This is a genomic window from Kitasatospora sp. NPDC127035, assembly GCF_042726075.1.
Classification (GTDB): domain Bacteria; phylum Actinomycetota; class Actinomycetes; order Streptomycetales; family Streptomycetaceae; genus Kitasatospora.
This window is the reverse complement of the sequence record NZ_JBHXDN010000050.1, coordinates 1-22,143: the sequence shown is the minus strand read 5'-3', so window position 1 is coordinate 22,143 and position 22,143 is coordinate 1. Positions and strand designations below refer to the sequence as shown.

Annotated in this window: 12 protein-coding genes and 1 pseudogene; 8 read left to right on the top strand and 5 right to left on the bottom strand. The window is 75.8% G+C overall.

Going from position 1 to position 22,143, the window contains the following annotated elements; genetic code table 11:
• The first annotated feature begins 140 nt into the window (after positions 1–140).
• From ACFWIC_RS28580 to ACFWIC_RS28555, 6 genes are read left to right on the top strand one after another with little or no spacing between them, the layout of a single operon-like run.
• A complete protein-coding gene (locus tag ACFWIC_RS28580; RefSeq protein ID WP_380361260.1) occupies positions 141–1,784 on the top strand; it encodes an ABC transporter substrate-binding protein in 1,644 nt (547 codons plus the stop codon).
• 1 nt (position 1,785) lies between these two features.
• Complete coding sequence (locus tag ACFWIC_RS28575) at positions 1,786–2,748, top strand: ABC transporter permease (RefSeq protein ID WP_329952842.1); 963 nt, start codon at positions 1,786–1,788, stop codon at positions 2,746–2,748.
• A complete protein-coding gene (locus tag ACFWIC_RS28570; RefSeq protein WP_329952841.1) occupies positions 2,745–3,602 on the top strand; it encodes an ABC transporter permease in 858 nt (285 codons plus the stop codon). Before ACFWIC_RS28575 ends, ACFWIC_RS28570 begins: the two co-directional genes overlap by 4 nt.
• Positions 3,599–5,476, top strand: a complete 1,878-nt coding sequence (locus ACFWIC_RS28565; protein ID WP_329952840.1) for an ABC transporter ATP-binding protein — start codon at positions 3,599–3,601, stop codon at positions 5,474–5,476. The genes ACFWIC_RS28570 and ACFWIC_RS28565 overlap by 4 nt, the downstream gene beginning before the upstream one ends.
• Positions 5,473–6,696 carry an acyl-CoA dehydrogenase family protein gene (locus ACFWIC_RS28560; RefSeq protein ID WP_329952839.1) on the top strand — a complete coding sequence of 408 codons (1,224 nt, stop codon included), beginning with the start codon at positions 5,473–5,475 and terminating at the stop codon, positions 6,694–6,696. The genes ACFWIC_RS28565 and ACFWIC_RS28560 overlap by 4 nt, the downstream gene beginning before the upstream one ends.
• 24 nt (positions 6,697–6,720) lie before the next feature.
• Positions 6,721–7,755, top strand: a complete 1,035-nt coding sequence (locus tag ACFWIC_RS28555; RefSeq protein WP_380520335.1) for an LLM class flavin-dependent oxidoreductase — start codon at positions 6,721–6,723, stop codon at positions 7,753–7,755.
• Here the strand turns inward: ACFWIC_RS28555 and ACFWIC_RS28550 are convergent.
• The gene (locus ACFWIC_RS28550) at positions 7,745–10,693 is read right to left on the bottom strand and encodes a BTAD domain-containing putative transcriptional regulator (protein ID WP_380520357.1); all 2,949 of its coding nucleotides are present in this window, start codon (positions 10,691–10,693) and stop codon (positions 7,745–7,747) included. The two genes, ACFWIC_RS28555 and ACFWIC_RS28550, sit on opposite strands and share 11 nt — an antisense overlap.
• A gap of 515 nt (positions 10,694–11,208) precedes the next feature.
• Between ACFWIC_RS28550 and ACFWIC_RS28545 the strand changes: the two genes are divergently transcribed.
• Positions 11,209–14,025 (top strand): AAA family ATPase, encoded by a 2,817-nt coding sequence (locus ACFWIC_RS28545; protein WP_380520334.1) that lies wholly within the window; start codon positions 11,209–11,211, stop codon positions 14,023–14,025.
• Positions 14,022–15,242, top strand: coding sequence for a 3-deoxy-7-phosphoheptulonate synthase (locus tag ACFWIC_RS28540; RefSeq protein ID WP_329952837.1), 1,221 nt, complete (start codon positions 14,022–14,024; stop codon positions 15,240–15,242). Before ACFWIC_RS28545 ends, ACFWIC_RS28540 begins: the two co-directional genes overlap by 4 nt.
• A gap of 303 nt (positions 15,243–15,545) precedes the next feature.
• On the opposite strand, the gene ACFWIC_RS28535 is transcribed toward ACFWIC_RS28540, so the two are convergent.
• From ACFWIC_RS28535 to ACFWIC_RS28520, 4 genes and pseudogenes are all read right to left on the bottom strand, one after another.
• Positions 15,546–17,192 (bottom strand): bifunctional 3-(3-hydroxy-phenyl)propionate/3-hydroxycinnamic acid hydroxylase, encoded by a 1,647-nt coding sequence (locus tag ACFWIC_RS28535; protein WP_380520333.1) that lies wholly within the window; start codon positions 17,190–17,192, stop codon positions 15,546–15,548.
• Positions 17,189–17,986 (bottom strand): arylamine N-acetyltransferase, encoded by a 798-nt coding sequence (locus tag ACFWIC_RS28530; protein WP_329881600.1) that lies wholly within the window; start codon positions 17,984–17,986, stop codon positions 17,189–17,191. Before ACFWIC_RS28530 ends, ACFWIC_RS28535 begins: the two co-directional genes overlap by 4 nt.
• Positions 17,983–21,066: pseudogene (locus tag ACFWIC_RS28525) on the bottom strand (type I polyketide synthase); the annotation flags it as partial. The gene ACFWIC_RS28530 and the pseudogene ACFWIC_RS28525, both read right to left, overlap by 4 nt.
• A gap of 162 nt (positions 21,067–21,228) precedes the next feature.
• Positions 21,229–22,143 (bottom strand): beta-ketoacyl reductase (locus tag ACFWIC_RS28520; RefSeq protein ID WP_380520332.1); only part of this gene is annotated, 915 nt, incomplete at its 5' end.

The window sequence follows — 22,143 nt, the reverse complement described above, 5'->3', positions numbered from 1 at the left end:
GCCAGGGGGATCGGACCCGGACGGAGCCACCAGACTCGTCGCATCGTCCGCGGCCGGGGCCATCGCCTCCTCCCGCGGAGCGGGCAGGCCTGACGCCGCCCACCGTTCCCCCCGCCTCGCGCAGGATCGAGAAAGAACCCATGTACAGCAGACGTCGATTCCTCCGTCTCCCCGTTGCCGCCACCGTCGCCGGCCTCATCGGCCCGGCCGTCCTCGTGGGCTGCTCCGACTCCTCCGCCCCGCCCTCCGCGAAGAGCGGCGGCGGCACCCTGCGCTACGGCGCCGCGGTCGAGCCCGACAGCTGGGACCCGCACGCCGCGTCCACCGCCGTCACCGGGCGGCTGCTGCGGCCGGTGCTGGAGTCGCTGGTCTCGCTGGCGCCGGACGGGACGGTCAAGCCGTGGCTGGCCGAGTCGTGGACGGTGTCGCCCGACGGACTGACCTACACCTTCACGCTGCGCACCGGCGTGACGTTCAGCGACGGCACGCCGTTCGACGCGGCGGCGGTGAAGGCGAACTTCGACCACATCACGGCGCCCAAGACGGCCTCCAAGCGGGCGGCGGGCCTGCTCGGCCCCTACAAGGACACCGAGGTGATCGACCCGCGCACCGTGGCCGTCCACCTGACGGCCCCGCACGCCTCCCTCCTCAACGCGGTGGGGAGCACCTTCCTCGGCTTCCACTCCCCCGTCGCGCTGCGCGACCACGTGGGCGACCTCTCCTCCGGCGGCCCGTTCGTCGTCGGCACCGGTCCGTTCACCTTCGAGTCGGTGACGCCCGGCCAGCAGGCCGTCTTCAAGCGCCGGCCCGACTACGCGTGGGCCCCGCCCACCGCCGCCCACCAGGGGCAGGCGAAGCTGGAGAGCATCGTCGTCCTGCTGCTGAAGGAGGACGCCTCGCGGGTCGGCGCGCTGACCTCCGGCCAGGTCGACGCCGCCGAACTGATACCGGCGAACCGGCTCGCGGGCCTGCGCGGCCAGAACGGCGTCCAGGTGGTCCGCAAGGCGGTGCCCGGCGTGCCCTACACGTACTACCTCAACACCGCCCGCGCACCCTTCGACGACCTCCGCGCCCGTCAGGCCGCCCGGCACGCCATCGACTTCGCCGGCATCGTCAAGGGCATCTTCCAGAGCGAGTACGAGCAGGCCTGGGGGCCGCTGGCGCCCTCGACCCCCGGCGCCGACGCCTCGCTCGCCAAGGCCTGGGAGTTCAGCAAGGAGAAGGCCGAGCGGCTGCTCGACGAGATCGGCTACACCGGGCGGGACTCGGACGGCTACCGCACCAAGGACGGCAAGCGGTTCACCGTCGAGCAGCCGTACGTGCAGACCTTCGTGTCCGCCCAGAACCACACCTTCGACGTGGGCATCCAGGACGCGCTGAAGCAGGTCGGCATCGAGCTGAAGCTGGTGCCGCTCGACTCCGCCGGCTCCATCGGGCGCACCGGCAAGGGCGACTACGACGTCTTCGCCTTCGCCTGGCAGGGCTCCGACCCGAGCCTGCTGCAGAGCCTGTACCACTCCAAGTCCCAGTTCGGCGGCGGCGGGGCCAACGGCGCCCGGGTGCGCGACAGCCAGATCGACGGCTGGCTGGACCAGGCCCAGGCGACCGTCGACGCGGGGCAGCGGCTGGAGCTGTACCGCAAGGTGCAGCGGCGGATCGTCGAGCAGGCGTACTCGTTCCCGGCGTACATCGCCACCATGGACGTCGCCCAGCACGGCAAGGTGAGCGGTCTGGTCCTGGACGTCGACGCCAACACGGACTTCTACGGCATCGGGGTGGCCTGAGGTGTCCGACCGTGCCCGGTCCGTGCCGCCCTGGGCGAGGTTCGTCGCCCGGCGGCTGGCCGCGGGCGTCGTGGTGGTGTGGGGGACGCTCACGGTGACGTTCTTCGCCATCCACCTCGCCCCCGGCGACATCGTGGACGGACTGATCGGGCCGGGCGCGGCGGCCACGCCGGGCCTGCGCGACCAGATCATCGCCGAGAACGGACTGAACGACCCGCTGCTCGTCCAGTACGGCCGCCAGCTCGCCCAGTTGGCGAGCGGCGGCCTCGGCTGGTCGTACCAGCTCAACGAGCCGATCGAGCGGATGCTGGGCAGCCAGGTCGGGCCGACCGTCGAGCTGGCCCTGTCCGCCCTCGTCACCGCGCTGGTGCTGGCGGTGCTCGCGGCCACCCTGACGGCCGGCCGGGGCCGGGCGGTGCGCGGCGCGGCCGGCGTGGCCGAGCTGCTGACGGTCTCGATGCCGTCGTTCTGGCTCGGCATCATCCTGCTGACGGTGCTGTCGTACCGGTTCCAGGCGCTGCCCTCGATCGGGGCGGACGGGCCGGCCGCGCTGGTGCTGCCGACGCTGGCGCTGGCGCTGCCGCTGGCCGGGGTGCTGTCCCAGGTCATCCGGCAGGAGCTGGAGACCGCAGACGGCCGCCCGTTCGTCCTCACCGCGCGCTCGCGGGGCCTCGGTGCCACGGCGGTGCTGCTGCGGCACACCCTGCGGCACGCGCTGCTGCCGCTGACCACACTCGCCGGCTTCGTGCTGGGCAGCCTGTTCGGGGGCGCGGTCCTGGTGGAGAACATCTTCACCAGGCCGGGCCTCGGCCGGGTGCTGGCCAACGCGGTCGGCACGCGCGACCTGCCGGTGGTGACGGCGCTGGTGGTCATCTCCAGCGCGGCGTTCGTCGTCATCAACACCGTGGTGGACCTCCTCCACCCGTTGATCGACCCCCGCCTGCGCGAGGGAGGTCCCGCGTGAGCACCGCCACCGCACTGCTCGACCCCCCGGCCGCGGCGGCCGCCCGCCGGGGCGGGCTGCTGCGGTCGCCGGTGGGGGTGGCCCTGCCGCTCCTGCTGGTCGTGGTGGCGGTCGTGCTGGCCTTCCCCGGCCTGTTCGCCACCCACGCCCCCGAGGCGACGGACGTCGCGGCGGCCCTGCAACCGCCCGGCTCCGCGCACTGGTTCGGCACCGACCAGCTCGGCCGGGACGTCTGGTCCCGGCTGGTCCACGGCACCCGGCTGTCGGTGCTGATCGCCGTCGGCGCGACGGTGATCGGGGTGGGCGGCGGCGCGCTGCTCGGCCTGGTCGCCGGGTGCGGCGGGCGGCGCGTCGACTTCGTCCTGATGCGGGTCGTGGACGTGCTGCTGGGCTTCCCGGAGCTGCTGCTCGCTCTGCTCGTGGTGGCGCTGCTGGGCGGCGGAACCGTCAACGTGGCCATCGCGATCGGCATCGCCGGGGTGCCCAACTACGCCCGGCTGGTCCGCGGCCAGGCGCGGCTGGTGCTGCGCTCGGAGTTCGTGGAGGCGGCGCGGGTGCTCGGGGTGCCGGCCTGGCGGTCGGTGCTGCGGCACGTGCTGCCGAACGTCGGCGGACCGCTGGTCGTCCTGGCCTCCATCGGTCTGGGGTCGGCCATCATCTCGGGTTCCGGGCTGAGCGTGCTCGGTCTCGGCCCCGTCCCGCCGGAGGCCGACTGGGGATCGATGGTCGCCGACGGCAAGGACTTCCTTCAGACCGCCTGGTGGATCTCGATCGCGCCGGGCCTGGCCATCTCGGTCGTGGTGGTCTGCACCACGCTGATCGGCCGCGGTCTCCAGCTCAGGGCGGTGCGATGAGTACGGCGAGGACGACAGGTCCCACGGGGACGACGGATCCGACGGACAAGGCGGGGAGGACGGACCGGGCGGGGACGACGGGCGGGTTCGCCACCGTGGCCTCCCCGGCCGGGGAGGCCACGGCCGCCGGGCGGACGCCGCGCGACCTCGTCCGGGTGGAGGGCCTGCGGGTCTCCTTCCCCGGCGCGCCGCGGCCCGCCGTGGACGGGGTGTCGCTGGCGATCGGCCCCGGGGAGTGCGTGGCGCTGGTCGGCGAGTCCGGCTCGGGCAAGTCCGTCACCTCGCGCTCCCTGATCGGGCTGGCGGGCACCCGGGCGCGGGTCGGCGCCCGGACGCTGGAGGTCGGCGGGGCCGACACCACCGGCTTCGGCGAGCGGCAGTGGCGCGCGGTGCGCGGCCGGCAGGTCGCCATGGTCTTCCAGGACGCGCTCACCGCGCTGGACCCGCTGCGCACGGTCGGCGCCGAGATCGCCGAGGCGGCCCGGCTGCACGGCGGCGCCGGTGCGGACGGCGGCACGGCCCGGGTGGTGGAGCTGCTGACCGCGGTGGGCGTGCCGGAGCCTGAGGCCCGGCGCACCCAGTACCCGCACCAGCTCTCCGGCGGGCTGCGGCAGCGCGCGCTGATCGCCTCCGCCCTGGCCGCCGACGCCCCGCTGCTGATCGCCGACGAGCCGACCACGGCGCTGGACGCGATCGTCCAGGCCCAGGTGCTGCGGCTGCTCGGCCGGCTCAAGGACGAGGGCCGGGGCCTGCTCCTGGTCAGCCACGACCTCGCGGTGGTGGCGCAGTTGGCGGACCGCATCCTGGTGCTGCGGCACGGTGAGGTGGTGGAGAGCGGGGAGGCCCGGCAGGTGCTGTCCGCCCCGGAGCACCCGTACACGCGGATGCTGCTGGACGCGGTGCCCTCGGGCCGCCCGGCGACGCGTCCGCCCCGGCCGGCGGCGGGCGCCGGCGGGGACGAACCGGTGCTGTCCGGGCGGGGCCTGGTGAAGTCCTTCGGCCTCGGCGGCCCGAAGGCGCTGGACGAGGTCTCGTTCACCCTTCGGGCGGGCGAGGCGCTGGGCGTCGTCGGCGAGTCCGGCTCGGGCAAGACCACGCTGGCGCGGGTCGCGATGGGCCTCTCCCGACCGGACGCCGGGGAGGTCCTGCTGCACGGACGGCCCTGGTCGGCGCTGTCGGAGCGGCAGCGGCGGCCCGGCCGCTCGGCGCTCCAGTTCGTCCAGCAGGACCCGTACGCCTCCGCGGACCCCCGGTTCACCGTGGCGCGGATCATCGGCGAGGCGCTGCCGGGGCTGCGGCGCGCCGAGCGGACCCGGCGGTGCGAGGAGTTGCTCGCCCAGGTCAGACTCCCGGCGGAACTCCTCCCCCGGCGGCCGCACCAGCTGTCCGGCGGCCAGCGCCAGCGGGTGGCCATCGCCCGGGCCCTGGCGAGCCGCCCGGAGGTGCTGGTCTGCGACGAGCCGGTGTCCGCCCTGGACGTCTCGGTGCAGGCGGAGGTGCTGGAGCTGCTGGACCGGCTGCGGCGCGAGACCGGCATCGCGCTGCTGTTCATCACCCACGACCTGGCCGTGGTGCGGCAGGTCGCCGAACGGGTGATGATCATGCGCGGCGGGTCGGTCGTCGAGGAGGGCGAGACCGAGCGGATCTTCGAGGCCCCCGCCCATCCCTACACCCGGGCCCTGCTGGACGCCGTCCTGCGGCTGCCCCCGTCCACCGCGCCGGACGCGACGGACGGGACGGACGCGGCGGGCTCCGCGCCCGGCTCCGGACACGCGGGCACCCCGGACGACCAGGGCACCGGCCACCCCCCGGTGCTCCGCACCAGGCACGACACGAAGCTCGACACCGAGCCCGTCACGAAGTGGGAAAAATGACTGACACGACGACAGCAGGCGTCCTCGACGACGCCGCCGTCCACGCCGGCCCGGCGGTGGACGGGGCCGAGGTGTGGCTGCGGCGGGCCGAGGCGGTCGCCGTCCAGCTGGCGGCCGGCGCCGCCCGGCGCGACCGCGAGGGCACCGCCCCGCTGCGGGAGGTCCGGCTGCTGAAGGAGTCCGGGCTGGTGACCCTGCTCGGCCCGGTCGAGTACGGCGGCGGCGGCCAGGACTGGTCCACCGCGCACCGGGTGGCGCGGACCGTCGCGGCGGCCGACGCCTCCGTCGGCGAGCTGCTCGCGCACCACTACGTGTGGGTGTCGATCGCCGAGTTCATCGGCACCGACGAGAAGATCCAGCACATCGGCGAGGTGGCGGCCCGCGCCCGGTGGTTCTTCAGCGGCTCCGCGAAGCCCCGGTCGGCGCCCCTGGTGATCCAGGACGCCGGCGGCGACATGCTCTTCCACGGGCGGCTGGACCGCGCCCTGGGCCACCCGGTGTCGGACATCACCATCCTGGAGGGCTTCCTGGAGGACGGCGACACCCCGATCAGCGCGCTCGCGATGAGCGACCACCCGGGCCTGACCTTCGAGCCCGGGGCCGAGGAGTTCGGGCTGCGCGCGCTGGCGGCCGGCACCGTCGTCGCCGACCACGCCGACATCCCGTGGACCGGGGCGCTCGGCCACGTGGACAAGACCTTCGTGCCCCGCGTGTACAACACGTTCCTCACCCCCGCCTTCCAGCTCGCGCAGGCCAACGTGCTGATCGGCGCGACCCGGGGCGCGCTGGAGGCCGCCGCGGGGCACACCCGCGACCGGTGGTCGCGGGCGCCGCTGACCGAGACCGCCGCGGCGGACGCGGCGCAGCACTACGGCGCACTCGCCTCCCTGCTCTGGGCGGTGGAGGCGTTCGCCGACGCCGTCGGCGCCGAGGCGGACGCCCTGCACGCCCGCCGCCGCACGGTGACCGAGGAGGAGCGCGGGTACCACGCCGTCCGGGTCGCCGCGCTGGCCGCGCAGGCCGGTGCCGCCGCCGACGCCGTCACCGCGGGCGTCTTCGGGGCGGCCGGCGCCGGGGGCGCCGAGGCGGAGGCCGGGCTGGACCGCTTCTGGCGGGACACCCGGGCCCGGCGGGTGCACGACGACGACCCGGGGCGCGGCCGGGTGGTGGGCCGCCACCTCCTGCACGGCGAAGTCCCCCGGCCCACCTGGTATGCGTAAGACCGCGAGAAGGAGCACCCCGGAATGACCAGCAGTTCCCGGACCCAGCTGTCCGTCCTCGACATCTCGTCCATCGACTCCGCCGGGCGCCCGGCCGACACCCTGGTCGACACCCGCCGACTGGTGGCGGCGGCCGACGAGCTGGGCTACGCCCGGTTCTGGGTGGCCGAGCACCACAACTCGCGCGGGATCGCCGGTTCCGTCCCGGCCGTCCTGCTGGCCGCCCTCGGGGAGCGGACCACCCGGATCCGGATCGGCGCGGGCGGGGTGATCCTGCCCAACCACGCGCCGTACGCCGTCGCCGAGTCCTTCCGGACGCTGGCCGCGCTCTTCCCCGGCCGGGTCGACCTGGGCATCGGCCGGTCGGGGGCGGATCCGGTGCTCGCCCACGCCCTGCGCCGGGCACCCGACGAGGACTTCCCGGCGGCGCTGGAGGAGTTGCTCGGCTTCGTCGGGGGCGGCTTCCCCGACGGGCACGTCTACCAGCGGCTGGAGGCCCTGCCGGAGCCGCCGCAGCCGCCCCGCGTCTGGCTGCTGGGCGCCAGTGTGCGCAGCGCGGTGGACGCGGGCCGGCGCGGGCTGCCGTACGCGTTCGCGCACCACTTCTTCAACTCGCGCGGCACCGAGGAGGCCCTGCGGGCGTACCGGGAGAGCTTCCGCCCGTCGTCCCGGGCGGAGCGCCCGCACGCCATCGTCACCGCCTACACCGTGTGCGGCGAGACTGCGGAGCAGGCCCGCCGGCTGACGTACCCGGCGCTCTTCCCGGTGCTGCGGCTGAACGGCGCCTCGCCGACCGCGCCGCTGCCCACCGTGGAGGAGGCGGCGGCCTACCCGTGGACGGACGCCGAGCGCGCCGCCGCCGACGCGCTGCTCAGCACGCAGGCGGTCGGCGACGCGGACGAGGTCCGCCGCGCCCTGGCGGCCCTCCTGGAGCGCACCGGCGCGGACGAGCTGATGGTGACCAACAACGTCACCGACGTGGACGAGAAGATCCGCTCGCTGGAGCGGGTGCGGGAGCTCGCCGAGTCGCTGCCGGTCCCCGCCGGGGTCACCTCCTAGCGGCGGGCAGGGCGCGGTGCGCACGGGCCGGGCGGGCGGGGGACGCCGGCTCGCCGAGGCTGTCCAGGATGCGCCGGTGGTGGGTGGCGAGCCAGACCCGCTCGGGCTCTCCGGGCGGGCAGCGGTCGAGGGCGAGGCCGAGGCAGCTGACCGCGAGCGCGTCGTCGCCCGCGGCGGCGGCGCGCGCGGACGCCCCCACCAGCGCCTCCCAGGCCCGGCGCTCCATCGCCTCCACCGGGGCGCCGTCGGCCTCGGTGAGGGCGACGGCCCGGTCGTAGTGGAAGGCCAGCAGGGCGGGCCGGGGCACGTCCAGGAGGGCCGCCCAGGAGGCCGCCCGCAGGTGACGCTCGACCAGGACGCGGCCCGGCAGCTGGGCCAGCGCGACGTCGCGGCTGACGGCGTACCGGAAGACGTACTCGACGTCGCCCGGCACGCTGCTGCGGCGCACCCGGCGCAGCAGTTCCCGCGACTCCAGGCTGTCCAGGCCGCGGCCCACCTCCTCGGTGTCCCGCAGGCTGACGGCGGCGACCGCGCCGCGCCACAGCGTCCCGCCGACGACGGCCGCGTCGCGCAGCACCGACCGGGCAGTCCGGTCGAGGTCGTCGAGCTGGGCGGCGGCGATGGCGAGGACGGCCGGGGGGTGGGCCACGGCCGGGTCGCCGCCGACGGCCTCGGCCCGGGCGTAGGCCTGCGCGAACAGCGGGTTGCCGTCGGCGAGCGCCGCGCGGCGGTCGTCGGCGGGCGAGGGACGGCGCCGTCCGGAGGCCGCGCCGATGATGGTGCCGGTGGCCGTGGTGGACAGCGGCGCCACGTGCATGAGGGCCGAACGGCGCTTGGCGCACCCCCAGGAGGGGGTGGTGTGGAGCAGCTCGGAGCGGGCGCCGGCGACCAGCAGCAGGGCCACCGGGCCGAGCCGGACGGTCAGGTCCTCGACGAAGGACCGGACGAATCCGGCGGCGCGGTGCAGGTCGTCCAGCACCACCACCAGCGGGCGTTCGGCGGCCGCCTCCTCGATCAGCTGGCGCAGCGCGCCGAGGACCTCCTCCCGGGGGACGGTCCCGCCGCCGGGCCCCTCGGGGGAGGAGGCCGGGGCGGGCAGGCCGAGGCACGCGGCGAGAGCGGTGACGATCCGCCCGGCGACGGCGTGCGGGAAGAGGCCGCGCACGACGGCGGTCAGCGCGGGGACGACGACGGCCGCCGGGGCGCCCGGGCGGATGCCCGCGTAGGCGCGGACCACCCCGGCGAGCGGCTCGTACGAGGTGTGGGCGTCGAAGGCGGGCGTGCCGGCGTAGAGCACCCGGGGTGCGTCCTCCCCCGCCTCGGCGCGCAGCCCGGCGGCGAACTCCCCGATCAGCCGGGTCTTGCCGATGCCCGGCTCGCCGAGCACCGTGATCAGGTGGGGCAGTTGGCGGCGGACGGTGTCCTGGTAGGCGCCGCGCAGCAGGTTCAGCTCGTGGGTGCGTTCCAGGAAGGGCGGTTCGGCGGGGTGCCCGGGCGCCCCGGGGGCGGGGGGACTCTCGGTCGCCAGGCGGTGGACGCCGGGGGTTCCGTCCACCGGGGTGAAGCCGAGGAGCGCGCCGCCGGCCTCGACGGTGGCGGCGCACGCCCACAGCTCCCCCCGGGGGACCTGGAGCAGCAGGTGGTGGCAGGCGTCCAGGACCTCGCCGGTCACCTCCACCGGCTCCGTCGCGCTGTCGTCGTAGGTGACCACCACCTCGCCGCTGCCGACCACGAGGTGGGTGACGAGCCGGGCACCGCCGGGGGCGGGACCGGACGCGGACCCGGAGGCGGGGCGGGGCCCGGATCCGGCCGGGGCGGATCCGGGAGCGGGCTCGGGGGACGCGAAGTGCCGCCGCAGGGCGAGGGCGGCGCGCAGGGCCCGCTCGGCGTCGTCCTCGTGGGCCCGGGGCACGCCGAACACGACCAGCCACACCGACCCGAAGGCGCGGCGCACGAGGCCGCCGAACGGCGCGGTCTCCCGCCGGATGACGGCGGTCAGTTCCTTGGTGGCGTGGTCGATCCGCTCGGGGGCGACGGCGCCGCCGTCGGCCGTCCACCGGGCGCGGACCATGACCACACTGGCCCGGCGCCGCTCGACCCGCTCCCAGGAGGGGCGGTAGGCGTGCTCGGCGACGGGGGCGGCCTCCCCGTCGGCCGGTTCGGGCGTCGCGTGCGCCCCGGGGGTCTCCGGGGCGGCGGGCGGCGACGGTGCGGACGCCGCAGGCCGGGGACGGCGCTGCACCGGGGCCGCGGCCGGGGTCCGGTGCCCGTCCGGGTCCGGGGCCGGGTGCGGGACGGCCGCCAGGGCCCCGCCGGGGGACGGGGCCGCGCCGGCGGGGCCGCCGGTGAGCCGCAGGGCCAGTGCCGGGTCGTGGCTGAGGATCGCGCGCTGGAGCCGCCGCAGGTCGCGGCCCGGCTCCAGGCCGAAGCGGTCGGCGAGGAGGTCCCGGGTGCGCCGGTAGCGGTCCAGCGCCTCGGGCTGCCGCCCGCAGTTGTAGAGGACGACCATGAGCTGGGCGACCAGCCGCTCCCTCGTCGGTTCGGCCTCCAGCAGCGTCTCCAGCTCGCCGATCAGCTCGCGGTCCCGCCCCATCGCCAACTCCGCCTGGATGCAGTCCTCGTGTACGGCGAGCCGGGTGCCCTGGAGGGCGGCCAGCTCGGGCCAGGTCAGCCCGGCGTCGGTCACGTCCGCGAGCACCGGTCCGCGCCACAGGCCCAGGGCCCGGCGCAGCAGTCCCGAGGCCTCCGCCCACTCGCCGGCCGCCAGCCGGGCCCGTCCCAATGTGACAAGCTCGTGAAATTCGGTGAGATCGAGCTGTTCCGGCTCGATTCTGAGGGTGTATCCGGGCACTATGGTATTCAGTGCCACATTCCCGCCCGCCGGATCCCCCACCGCCTGGAATGTACGGCGAAGACCGGCCACCGAGTTCTGCACCATTTTCCGGGCCGTGGACGGACGCTCGTCCCCCCAGAGCGCGGCGATTATCTCGTTGATTCCCACCACGCTATTCGCGCGGAGAAGGAGAACACCGAGCAGTGCCCGCTGCTGCAGGCCGCGAACAGGCACCTCGACACCGTCGGAGAGCACTTCCAGCGGCCCCAGAACGTTGAATCGCACCCTGCCCCCTCGACTCGCGGTAAATCCGGAAAGCACCATTCCACAAATATGTTCCCGATGGTACATCAGGGCGCCCGGAGTTCTCCATTGACAGCACGTCAACTCCAATCCGGCATACCGGTCGACAACCCGCGTCGGTGACCAGCCCGGGCATTTCGCCGCCCCGCGCCGCAGAACGGCGGCAGTGCCCCGCTCATGGGCGGTCAGTTCCCCGCCGATGGGCGGGAAGTCCCCATGATGGGTCCGACCGGGAGGGGCGACCGCCGCCACCTCCCCGGGGAGCCGTCGGCGACCGACGGCCGAACGCCTACAAGAGATGAGGTCGGGGGTACCCGGTGCCTTCCCTGCTGGAACGTGACGCGCACATCGACCGACTCGACCACCTGCTCACCGAGTGTCTCGGCCGGGCGGGCCGGGCGGCCCTCGTCGACGGCCCCCTCGGCAGCGGCAAGACCGAGCTGCTGCGGGTGTTCGCCGCCCGGGCCGCCGACCGCGGGGTCCTCGTCGTCAGCGCCGACTGTTCCGCCCAGGAACGGGACCTGCCCTTCGGCGTCGCCGACCGGATCGCCCGCTCCGCCGCCTGGCCGGCCGGGCACGCCGAACGGCTGGCGGCCCTCGCCGACCCGGCCGTCCTCGCCGACCCGAGCGACACCGCACACGGCCCCGACCCGGCCGGCCCGCCCCCGCCGAAGCTGCTGCGCGCCTGCCGCGACCTCACCGCCGCGCTGCTCGCAGCCGCCGCGGACAACCCGGTGCTGATCTGCGTCGAGGACATCGGCCACGCCGACGAGGCGTCACTGCACTTCCTGCGCCACCTCGTCCGGCACCTGCCGCAGAGCCGCGTCCTGCTGGTGCTCACCGACGGCAGCACGCCGTGGCCCGCGCGCCGCCGGCTGCACGCCGAGCTCTTCCGCCACCCGCACGTCCACCGCCTCGCACTGGCCCCGCTCTCCCGGGCCGGCGCGCTGCGCCTGGTCACCGAAGGGCTCGGCGAGGAGTCCGCCCGGCACAGCGGCCCCGAACTGGTCGACGTCGCCGGCGGCAACCCGCTGCTGCTGCACGCCCTCGTGGAGGAGCACCTCGACCGGGCCGACCCCGAACCGCGCTACGGCCCCGCCCTGCTGAGCTGCCTGCACCGCACCGAGCCCGGTGTGCTGCGGGTCGTCCAGGCCCAGGCCGTCCTGGGCGACGACGCCCCGGACGAGGACGTGGCGCGCCTCCTGGGCGAGCGGGAGAGCCCCGACGCCGTGGCGCGGATCCGCTCCGCGCTCGCCACCGCCGGGCTGCTCGACGGCGACGGGCGGCTGCGCACCGCGGCGGCGCGCACCACCGTCCTGGAGGACCTCGCCCCGCACGAGCGGACCGACCTCCGGCTGCGGGCCGCACAGCTGTGCTACGAGTCGGGCAGCCCCGCCGCCGAGGTGGCCCGGCACCTGGTCGAGGCCGGACGCGCCCCGATGCCGTGGGCGGTGGCCGCACTGACCGAGGCCGCCGAGCACGCCCTGCTGGACAACCGCTACCGCACGGCGGTGGCCTGCCTGCGCCTGGCCCACAAGGAGGCGGTCGAGGAACCCGACCGGGCCGTCCTGCGGCACCGCCTGGTGCAGGCCGAGTGGCAGCTCAACCCGTCCACGGCGGCCCGGCACCTGGCGCCGCTCACCGCGGCCGTCCGGGCCGGCCACCTCGGGCTCGCCGAGGCGCTCGTCCTCGTCCGGCACCTGCTCTGGCACGGGCGCGGCGAGGAGGCCGTGGCCGTCCTGGACCTGCTGCGGTCCCGGACCGGCCCGGCGCAGCGGGCCACCCCGGCCGAGACGGGGGCGCTGCGCGACGTCGAGACCTGGCTCGCCTACACCCACCCGGGCCTCGCCCGGGGCCGCCGCGTCCCGGCCCTGCCCGCCGACCTCCGGCACACGGTGGCCCCGGACATCGACCCGCAGCTCCAGGCCGCCGCCGCGCTCGCCGGCGCACTGACCCGCGGCCGGGCGGCCGAGGCCGTCGGCCACGCCCAGCAGGTGCTGCGCGACGCCCACCTGCACGGCCGGACGGCGTGGGCCGAGGAGGCCGCGCTGCTCGCCCTGCGGGTGCTGCTCCAGGCCGGGCGCGCCGACACCGCGGCGGTCTGGAGCCAGCGGCTGCTGACCGCCGCCGCGCGGCGCGAGGCGCCCACCGCGACGGCCCTGTACGCCGCCGCGCACGGCGAGTCGGCGCTCCGGCTCGGCGAGCTGGTGACGGCGGCCGAGAGCAGCCGGGCGGCGCTGACCCACCTCAGCCCGACCGCCTGGGGCATCGCGGTGGGCCTGCCGCTGGGCACGCTGGTGATGGCGGAGAGCCGGATGGGCGAGCACCGGTCGGCGGCCAAGCACCTGACCCACGCCGTCGGCGAGGCGATGTTCCAGACCCTGTACGGGCTGCACTACCTGTTCGCCCGCGGCGACCACTACCTGGCGACCCGGCACGGCCACGCCGCGCTCGCCGACTTCCTGTCCTGCGGCGAGCTCCTGCGCACCTGGGGCCTGGACGGCGCGGGGGTGGTGCCCTGGCGCACCCACGCGGCCGACGCGTGGCTGCGGCTGGACAACCGGGACCGCGCCTGGCGGCTCGTCCACGAGCAGCTCAGCCGGTCCGACGCCGACCTCCCGCACACCCGCGGTCCGGCGCTGCGGCTGCTCGCCGCGGCCGGGCCGCCCGGGCGGCGCGGTCCCCTGCTCACCGAGGCAGTCGACCTCACCGAGACCTCCGGCGACCGGTACGAGCAGGTCCGGGTGCTCACCGACCTCAGCCGCGTCCACCAGGCGACCAACAACAAGCGGCGGGCCCGGCTGCTGCTGCGCCAGGCCCTGCACGTGGCGAACATGTGCGCCATGAAGCCGCTCGCCCAGGAGCTGCTCTCGGTCTCGGCGGACCTCGGCGAGAGCGGCCCGGCCGCCGACGGCGCCGAGGACCCGGGCGGGGTCGGGGCGCTGACCGAGTCCGAGCGGCGCGTCGCCTCACTGGCCGTGCTCGGCTACACCAACCGCGAGATCGCCGGCCGCCTCTACATCACGGCCAGCACCGTGGAACAGCACCTCACCCGGGTCTACCGCAAGCTCGGGGTCCGCCGACGCAAGGATCTGCCCGCCGATCTGTGGGCCAACCTGAGGAAGACGGGATGACACCGATGACCACGACACCGACGGCGCACGAAGACGCCGCGCTCGCCCTGGCGCTGGCCGGTCGGGCCGCCGGCCAGCAGCCGCAGTGGCCGGACCCGGACCGGGTGCGGGAGGTGCGCACCGAGCTCGGCGCGCTCCCGCCCCTGGTGCAGCGCGCCGCCGTGGACCGGCTGCGGGAGCGGCTGGCCGAGGTCGCGCTCGGCCGGGCCCTGGTGATCCAGGGCGGGGACTGCGCCGAGACCTTCGCCGGGAACACCCCCGAGCACGTACGGTCCAACCTGCACGTCCTGCTGCACTGCGCGACGCTGTTCGAGGTCGCGTCGGGGCTGCCCGTGGTGCCGCTCGGCCGCGTCGCCGGGCAGTACGCCAAGCCGCGTTCCAGCCCGGTGGGGCCGGACGGCCTGCCCGCCTACCGGGGCGACATCGTCAACGGCGAGGCGGCGACCGCCGGGGCCCGCACGCCGGACCCGCAGCGGATGCTCACCGCGTACGCCGGGGCCGGGGCCGCACTCGACGTGCTGGAGGCGGTGTCCGCCGCGACCCGCACCGAGCTGTTCACCAGTCACGAGGCACTGCTGCTCGACTACGAGGTGCCGCTGGTGCGCGACGGGTACGGCCTCTCCGGCCACTTCCTGTGGATCGGCGAGCGGACCCGCGACCTGGACGGCGCGCACGTCGCCCTGGCCCGGCGGATCGCCAACCCGCTGGGGCTCAAGCTGGGCCCGACCACGACGCCGGAGCAGGCCGTCGCCTACGCCGAGGCGCTGGACCCGGACCGCACTCCCGGCCGGCTGACGCTGATCAGCCGCATGGGCGCGGACCGGGTGACCGACGTCCTGCCGCCGCTGGTGGAGGCGGTGGAGGCCGCCGGGCACCCGGTGGTCTGGCTCTGCGACCCGATGCACGGCAACACCGAGGTGTCGGCGTCCGGGCTGAAGACCCGCCGCTTCGAGCGGATCGCCGCCGAGGTGACCGGCTACTTCGCGGTGCACCGGGCGTTGGGCAGCCACCCGGGCGGTCTGCACCTGGAGCTGACCGGGGACGACGTGACCGAGTGCCTCGGCGGTCGCGAGGACCTGCGCGAGGAGCAGCTCCCGGAGCGCTACCTGACCGGCTGCGACCCCCGTCTGAACGGCCGCCAGAGCATCGACCTGGCGCGGATCGTGGCGGAGATCCTGGTGGAGCGCCCCGCCCGGCGGACCCCCGTGGCGGTCTGACCGCGCACCGCCCGCCGGGTGGGCCGGGCCCCGCCCGCCCCACCCGGCACCCCGAGGCCGACGGCCCGTTCCTCGACGCGGACGAGGAACGGGCCGTCCGTGTGTCCGCGTGTCCGCCCCGGCCCCGGCACGCCCGGACCCGTGACTGTGCGGGGACCGGTGGCTGTGCGGGGACCGGTGGCTGTGCGGGGGCGGTGACTGTGACGGGCGGCGGCGGCGGGAACGGCGGCGCCCGCCGGGCCGCCCGGGTGGGCGGGCTCGGCGGGCGGTCCCCGGCGGGCTCAGGAGTGGCGGGGCGGCGGGTCAGACGCCCAGGTCGGTGCGGAGCGCGGCGAACAACCCGGCCAGTGCCGTCCGGTCGGCCGCCGCGCCGTAGACGTAGAAGTCGGGCCGCACCAGCACCGCGACCGCACCTGCCCCCGACCCCGCTCCCGCCAGGTACGGCAGGTAGACCCCGTCGACGTCGCCCACCGCACCCGGCGGCGGCTCCTGCCCGCCGTCCTCGACGACCTGCACGGCGTGACCGCCGAGCTCCGCCAGCCAGGCGCCGTCCTCGGCGGAGAGGAGCGTCTCCGGCGGTTCGGTGGTGAGCAGCACGAAGCCGCGCCCCACCACGTCGTCGAAGCGGCCGGCCGGCCGCCCCGCCGCCGTGACGCGCCCCTGGACGACGAGGTCGCCGGCCGGGAAGCCGCCGTGCCGCAGGCCGGCGGTGAGCGGCTGGACCGGGGTGCGCGGGCGCGCGGCGCCGACCGCCGCGCCCTGCCGGGCGCGCTCCTGCGCGGCCAGCATCACGGTGTCGCGGTCGCGCGCCGCCGCCGGGTCGCTCTGGCAGATGACCCGCCCGAGGTCCATCGACATGGTGAGCGCGTGCCGCACGTGCTCGCGCCGCTCGGCGGCGTAGGTGTCGAGCAGCCCCTCGCCCGCCCGGCCGGTGAGCACCAGGTCGAGCTTCCAGGCCAGGTTGGCGGCGTCCCGGAAGCCCGAGCACATGCCCTGCCCGGCGAACGGCGGCATGAGGTGGGCGGCGTCCCCGGCGATCAGCACCCGGCCGCGCCGCCACTGGTCGGCGTACCGCGCCTGGAAGGTGTAGACGGCGTGCCGCAGCAGCGTGGAGTTGCCGGGGCCGATGTCGAACAGCGAGAGCAGCTTCCAGACGTTGGCCTCGCTGCCGAACTCCTCGGGCGACTCGTGGTCGAGCCGCATGAACTCCCAGCGCCGGTGGCCCGGACCGGCGGAGACGGCGGTGCGCGGCCGGGCCGGGTCGCAGACCTGGAGGTTGTTGGGGACGAACTCCCGGCCGTCGTGCGGGACGACGTCGCAGGTGAGCCAGTCGTTGAAGAACGCGAAGTCGGTGGCGGTGAGCCCGGCCTCCTCGCGCACCACGCTGTTCGCCCCGTCGCAGCCGATCACCCACCGGGCGGTGAGCGTGCCGCCCTCGGGGCCGTCGACGGTGAGGGCGACCGCCTCGCCGCGGTCGGCGAGGGCCGTCACCCGGTGGCCGCGCAGCACGCGCAGCCCCGGTTGGCGCTCGCCGTGGGCGGCCAGCACGGCCTCCAGGCCCGGCTGGTAGACGGCGCTGGAGTCGGGCCAGCCGGAACGGCCGGCGTCCTCCACGTCCACCCGGAAGAGCGTGCGGCCGTCGGCGTTGTGCCACACGTAGTCCCGGGAGGACTCGACGTACTCGGCGAGCGCCTCCTCGACACCCGTGGCGGCGAGGATGCGGGCGGACTCGCCGTCGAAGGAGACCGCGCGCGGCATCGGGTAGGGCCGGGGGAACCGCTCCAGGACGGTGACCCGGTGGCCGCGGGCGGCCAGCAGCAGCGCGGCGGTCTGACCGACCGGCCCGTAGCCGACGATCGCGACGTCGGTGTCGGTCCCGGTGTCCCCGGTGCCGGCGTCGGGGCCCGGTGCGGTGTCCGGTACGGCGGAGGCGGCGGGTGCGGTCGTCATGCGGCGGCCGTGCCCTTCCGCAGGATGTCCGCGAGCACCCGGGCGTGCTCCTCGGGGTCGGCGAGGCCGCGCACCCGCTCGGTGCCGTCCTCGACGACCACCAGCCGGGTGCCGATCAGGATCCGCTGGCCACCCTCGAAGGCCCGGCCGCGGACCACGATCCCGGAGCCGGCCAGGGCCCGGGCGAAGCGGTCCAGCTCCGGCGAGGGGACGAGCCACTCCGCGAACGCGCGCGGCTCCGGGTGGAAGCGGTAGACGGCGCGCCAGTCACCGGTCCGGCCGCGGCGCTGGACGACGTGGTGGCCGGTGTCCGCGCGCACGATGCGGAAGTCGGTGCCGCCCTGCGACTGCACCTCGTCGAGCACCACCCGCAGCGGTTCCAGGTAGGACGGCCCGACGAAGCCGACGTCGACCAGCCAGAACTCGCCGTCCAGCCGCACGAAGCCGAGGACGTGCTCCAGATCCGGCCCGAAGGTGTCGTCGACCTGGCGGATCCCGGCCGAGAAGAGCCCGGTCTCGTAGCCCAGTTCGCGGAGCAGGGCGAGGAACAGTCCGTTGAGCTCGTAGCAGACGCCGCCCCGGCCGCCGAGGACGAGGGCGTCGAACACGGCGTCGACGTCGATGTCCACGCCCGCCCAGAGGGCCTCGCCGCGCGCGGTGTTGAGCGAGGAGTCGTAGGGGATGGCGATCAGGTGGCGCCGGTGCAGCTCACGCAGGGTGGCGGCGTCGGGTACGAGCGGCCCGTCGTAGTCGAGGGCCTTGAGGTAGGCGGCGACGTCGATCACGGCGGTCACTTCCCTTCGGTGTGCTGCTCGTCGAGCAGGACACGGAGGTGGCTGGCGAGCCTGCCCGGGGTGGGCTGGTCGAAGACGAGCAGGGCCGGCAGTTCGAGCCCGGTGACGTTCTGGAGGCGGTTGCGGAGTTCGACGGCGGTCAGCGAGACGAAGCCGATGTCGAAGAAGACGTCGTCGGTGCCGACGGAGTCGGCGCCCTCGTGCCCGAGGACGGCCGCGACCTCCGTGCGGACCACGTCGAGCAGGACGGCTTCCTGCTCCTCCGGGCCGCCGTCCGCCAGGCGGCGGGCCAGGGCGGCGCCTGGAGCCTCCTCGGCCTCGGCGGCGGTGCCGGTCTCGGCGGTGTCGATGTCCATCGGGGATTCTCCTGCGTGGGTCGTCACGGGCACCGACTCCAGCCAGTAGTGCCGGTGCTGGAAGGCGTAGGTCGGGAGTTCGGAGGGAGCGAGGGGTCCGGCCCCGGCGTAGGAGGCCGACCAGTCGACCTCCACCCCCCGGACGTGGAGTTCGGCGGCGGAGAGCAGGACGCGGTCCCACCCGCCCTCGTCGCGCCGCAGCGTGCCGGTGACGGCCGCCTCGCGCACGGAGGCCGCCTCCAGCGCCTCGACGATGCTGTGGGCGAGCACCGGGTGGGCGCTGACCTCGACGAACGCGCGGTACTCCGCGGCGGCGAGGGTCTCGACGGCCTCGGCGAAGCGGACGGTCTGCCGCAGGTTGCGGTACCAGTACCCGCCGTCCAGCTCAGGACCCTCCAGCCACCGGCCCTCCACCGTCGACAGGAACGGGACCGCGGCGGGCCGGGGCCTCACCGCGGCCAGGAGCTCGGCGAGTTCCTCCTCGATCGACTCGACGTGGGACGTGTGGGAGGCGTAGTCCACCGGGACGCGCCGCACCCGCACACCCTGCTCCTCGAAGCCGGCCACCAGCGTGTCCAGCGCGTCCGGGTCACCGGCCACCACCACGGACGACGGCCCGTTCACGGCCGCCACCTCCACACCGGCCGGCAGACCGTCGGCCACCCGCCCGTAGGGCAGGCCCACGGACACCATGCCGCCACGACCCGCCAGACCCCGCGCGATCGCCTGCGAACGCAGCGCCACCACGGCGGCGGCGTCCTCCAGCGACAGGATCCCCGCGACATGCGCCGCCGCGATCTCACCCTGCGAATGCCCCACCACCGCGTCCGGCACCACACCCAACGAACCCCACACCCGCGCCAGACCCACCATCACGGCGAACGACACCGGCTGCACCACATCCACCCGCTCCAACGAGGCGGCACCCGGCACCTGATTCACCACATCCATCAACGACCAGTCCACATAAGGCTTCAGCGCACCCTCCACCTCCGCCAGGGCCTGGGCGAACACCGGGGACTCGGCCGACAGACGCCGGCCCATCCCCACCCACTGCGAACCCTGACCCGGGAACACGAAGACGGTCTCGCCGGCGACGTCCGCCGTGCCGGTGACCAGGCCGGGTGCGGCGGCGTCGCCCGCGAGCGCGGCCAGTCCGCCGCGGTGGCCGTCCAGCGTGTCGGCCACCACGACGGCGCGGTGCGACAGGAGCGCCCGGGCCTCGGCGAGCGCGCGGGCGGCAGCCGTCTGGTCCGGGCCCTGCGCGTCGGCGTAGTCGAGCAGCCGCTCGGCCTGGGCACGCAGGGCGACGGCCGAGGCGGCGGACACCAGCCAGGGGACGGCCGGGACGGCGCGCGCCGGGGCGTCCGGGGCCGCGGAGACCTCCGGTGCCTCCGGGGCGTGCGGCGCCTCGGGCGTCTCCGGCGCGGGCGCCTCCTCCAGGATCACGTGGGCGTTGGTGCCGCTCACGCCGAAGGCCGAGACGGCGGCCCGGCGCGGGCGGTCCAGCTCGGGCCACGGCCGGGCCTCGGTCAGCAGCCTGACCTCACCGGCCGACCAGTCGACCTGCCGGGTCGGCTCGTCCACGTGAAGGGTCTTCGGCAGCACACCGTGCCGCAGCGCCTCCACCATCTTGATCACGCCCGCGACCCCGGCAGCCGCCTGGGTGTGCCCGAGGTTCGACTTCAACGAGCCCAGCCAGAGCGGCTGTTCGGCCGGGCGGCCCCGGCCGTAGGTGGCGAGCACCGCCTGTGCCTCGATCGGGTCGCCGAGCGGCGTGCCGGTGCCGTGGCCCTCGACCGCGTCGACGTCCGCCGCGGTCAGCCGGGCGTTGGCGAGCGCGGCCCGGATCACCCGCTGCTGGGCGGGGCCGTTGGGCGCGGTCAGACCGTTCGACGCACCGTCCTGGTTGACGGCCGAGCCCCGGACCACGGCCAGCACCTCGTGACCCAGCCGCCGCGCGTCCGACAGCCGCTCCAGCACCAGGACGGCCACACCCTCCGCCCAGCCGGTTCCGTCGGCCGCGTCGGCGAACGCCTTGCACCGGCCGTCGACCGCGAGGCCGCGCTGCCGGGAGAACTCCACGAACGGCGACGGCTGGGACATCACCGCGACGCCCCCGGCCAGGGCCTGCACGCACTCGCCGTTGCGCAGGGCCTGGGCAGCCAGGTGGACAGCGACCAGGGAGGAGGAGCAGGCGGTGTCGACGGTGATCGCGGGCCCCTCCAGGCCGAGGGTGTACGCGACCCGGCCCGAGGCCACCGAACCCGAGGTCCCGGTGGCGAGGAAACCCTCCAGCCCCTCGGGCACGCTCCGCAGCCCGGTGGCGTAGTCGTGGTACATCACGCCGGAGAAGACGCCGACCGGCGTGCCGCGCAGGTCCGCCGGGTCGAAGCCGGCCCGCTCCAGGGCCTCCCAGGACGTCTCCAGCAGCAGCCGCTGCTGCGGGTCCATGGCGAGCGCCTCGCGCGGCGAGATCCCGAAGAAGGCGGCGTCGAAGTCCGCGGCGCCGCGCAGGAACCCGCCCTCGCGGACGTAGGAGCGGCCCGCCCGGTCCGGGTCGGGGTCGAACAGCCCGTCGAGGTCCCAGCCGCGGTCCTCGGGGAACTCGGCCACGCCGTCACGGCCGTCGGCGACCAGCTGCCACAGCTCGGCCGGGGAGGAGACGTCGCCGGGGAGCCGGCAGGCCATCCCGACGATGGCGATCGGCTCGGTGGCCGCCGCCTCCAACTTTGCCTTCTCGGAGGCGAGTTGCTCGTTGTCCTGGAGTGCGGCCCGCAGCGCCGCGACCAGCCTCGCCGTCTGGTCGGAGGCGGCCGCGCCGTCGATGGTGGTAGTCATGTCAGCCTTTCGGGAAGGAGCGGTGAGCGCGGGATCGGGGGACGGTCAGCCACGGCCGCGCAGCGCGCGGGCGACGAGACCGTCGATGTCCAGGTCGGCGATGGCGGGCCCGTCCGCGGGCGGGAGCTCCGGAGCCGGGCCGGCCGGCGGCACGGTGCCCCCGGCGGCGGCTCCGGCCTCCGGCTCCGGCAGGAGCTCGGACCGCAGGTGACGGGCGAGTTCGAGCGGGGTCGGGTGGTCGAAGACCAGCGTCGCCGGGAGCCGGACGCCGGTCGCCCGGGCCAGCCGGTTGCGCAGCTGCACCGCGCCGAGCGAGTCGAACCCGGTCTCCTTGAACGCCTGGGCGGCGGCGACGGCGTTCTTGGACGGGTGCCCGAGGACGGCCGCGGCGGCCGAACGCACCAGGTCGAGGAGTTCGCGGTGCTGCTCGCGTTCCGGCAGCGCGGCCAGCCTGACGGCGAAGCCGGCCGCGTCGTCGGCCGTGGTGGTGGTGGTGGCGGTGCGGCGGGGAGTGCGGACCAGCCCGCGCAGCAACGGGTTCAACTCACCACTCGCCGCCTGCGACCGCAACACCCCCCAGTCCAACCGCGTCGGCACCAACACCGCCTCCGACGAACCCAACGCCGCGTCGAACAACGCCAACGCCTCACCCGACGCCATCGCCGACAGACCACCACGCTTCAACCGCGCCCGGCCCTCCTCCCCCAGATGACCCGTCAGACCACTCGCCTCGGCCCACAACCCCCACGCCAACGAAATCCCCGGCAAACCCTCCGCCCGCCGCGAACGCGCCAACCCGTCCAGGAACGCGTTCGCCGACCCGTACACACTCTGACCCGCACTCCCGAACACCCCCGCACCCGAGGAGAACAACACGAACGCCGCCAGACCCAACCCCCGCGTCGCCTCGTGCAGATACCACGCCGCATCCGCCTTCGGACCGAACACCTCCCCCACCCG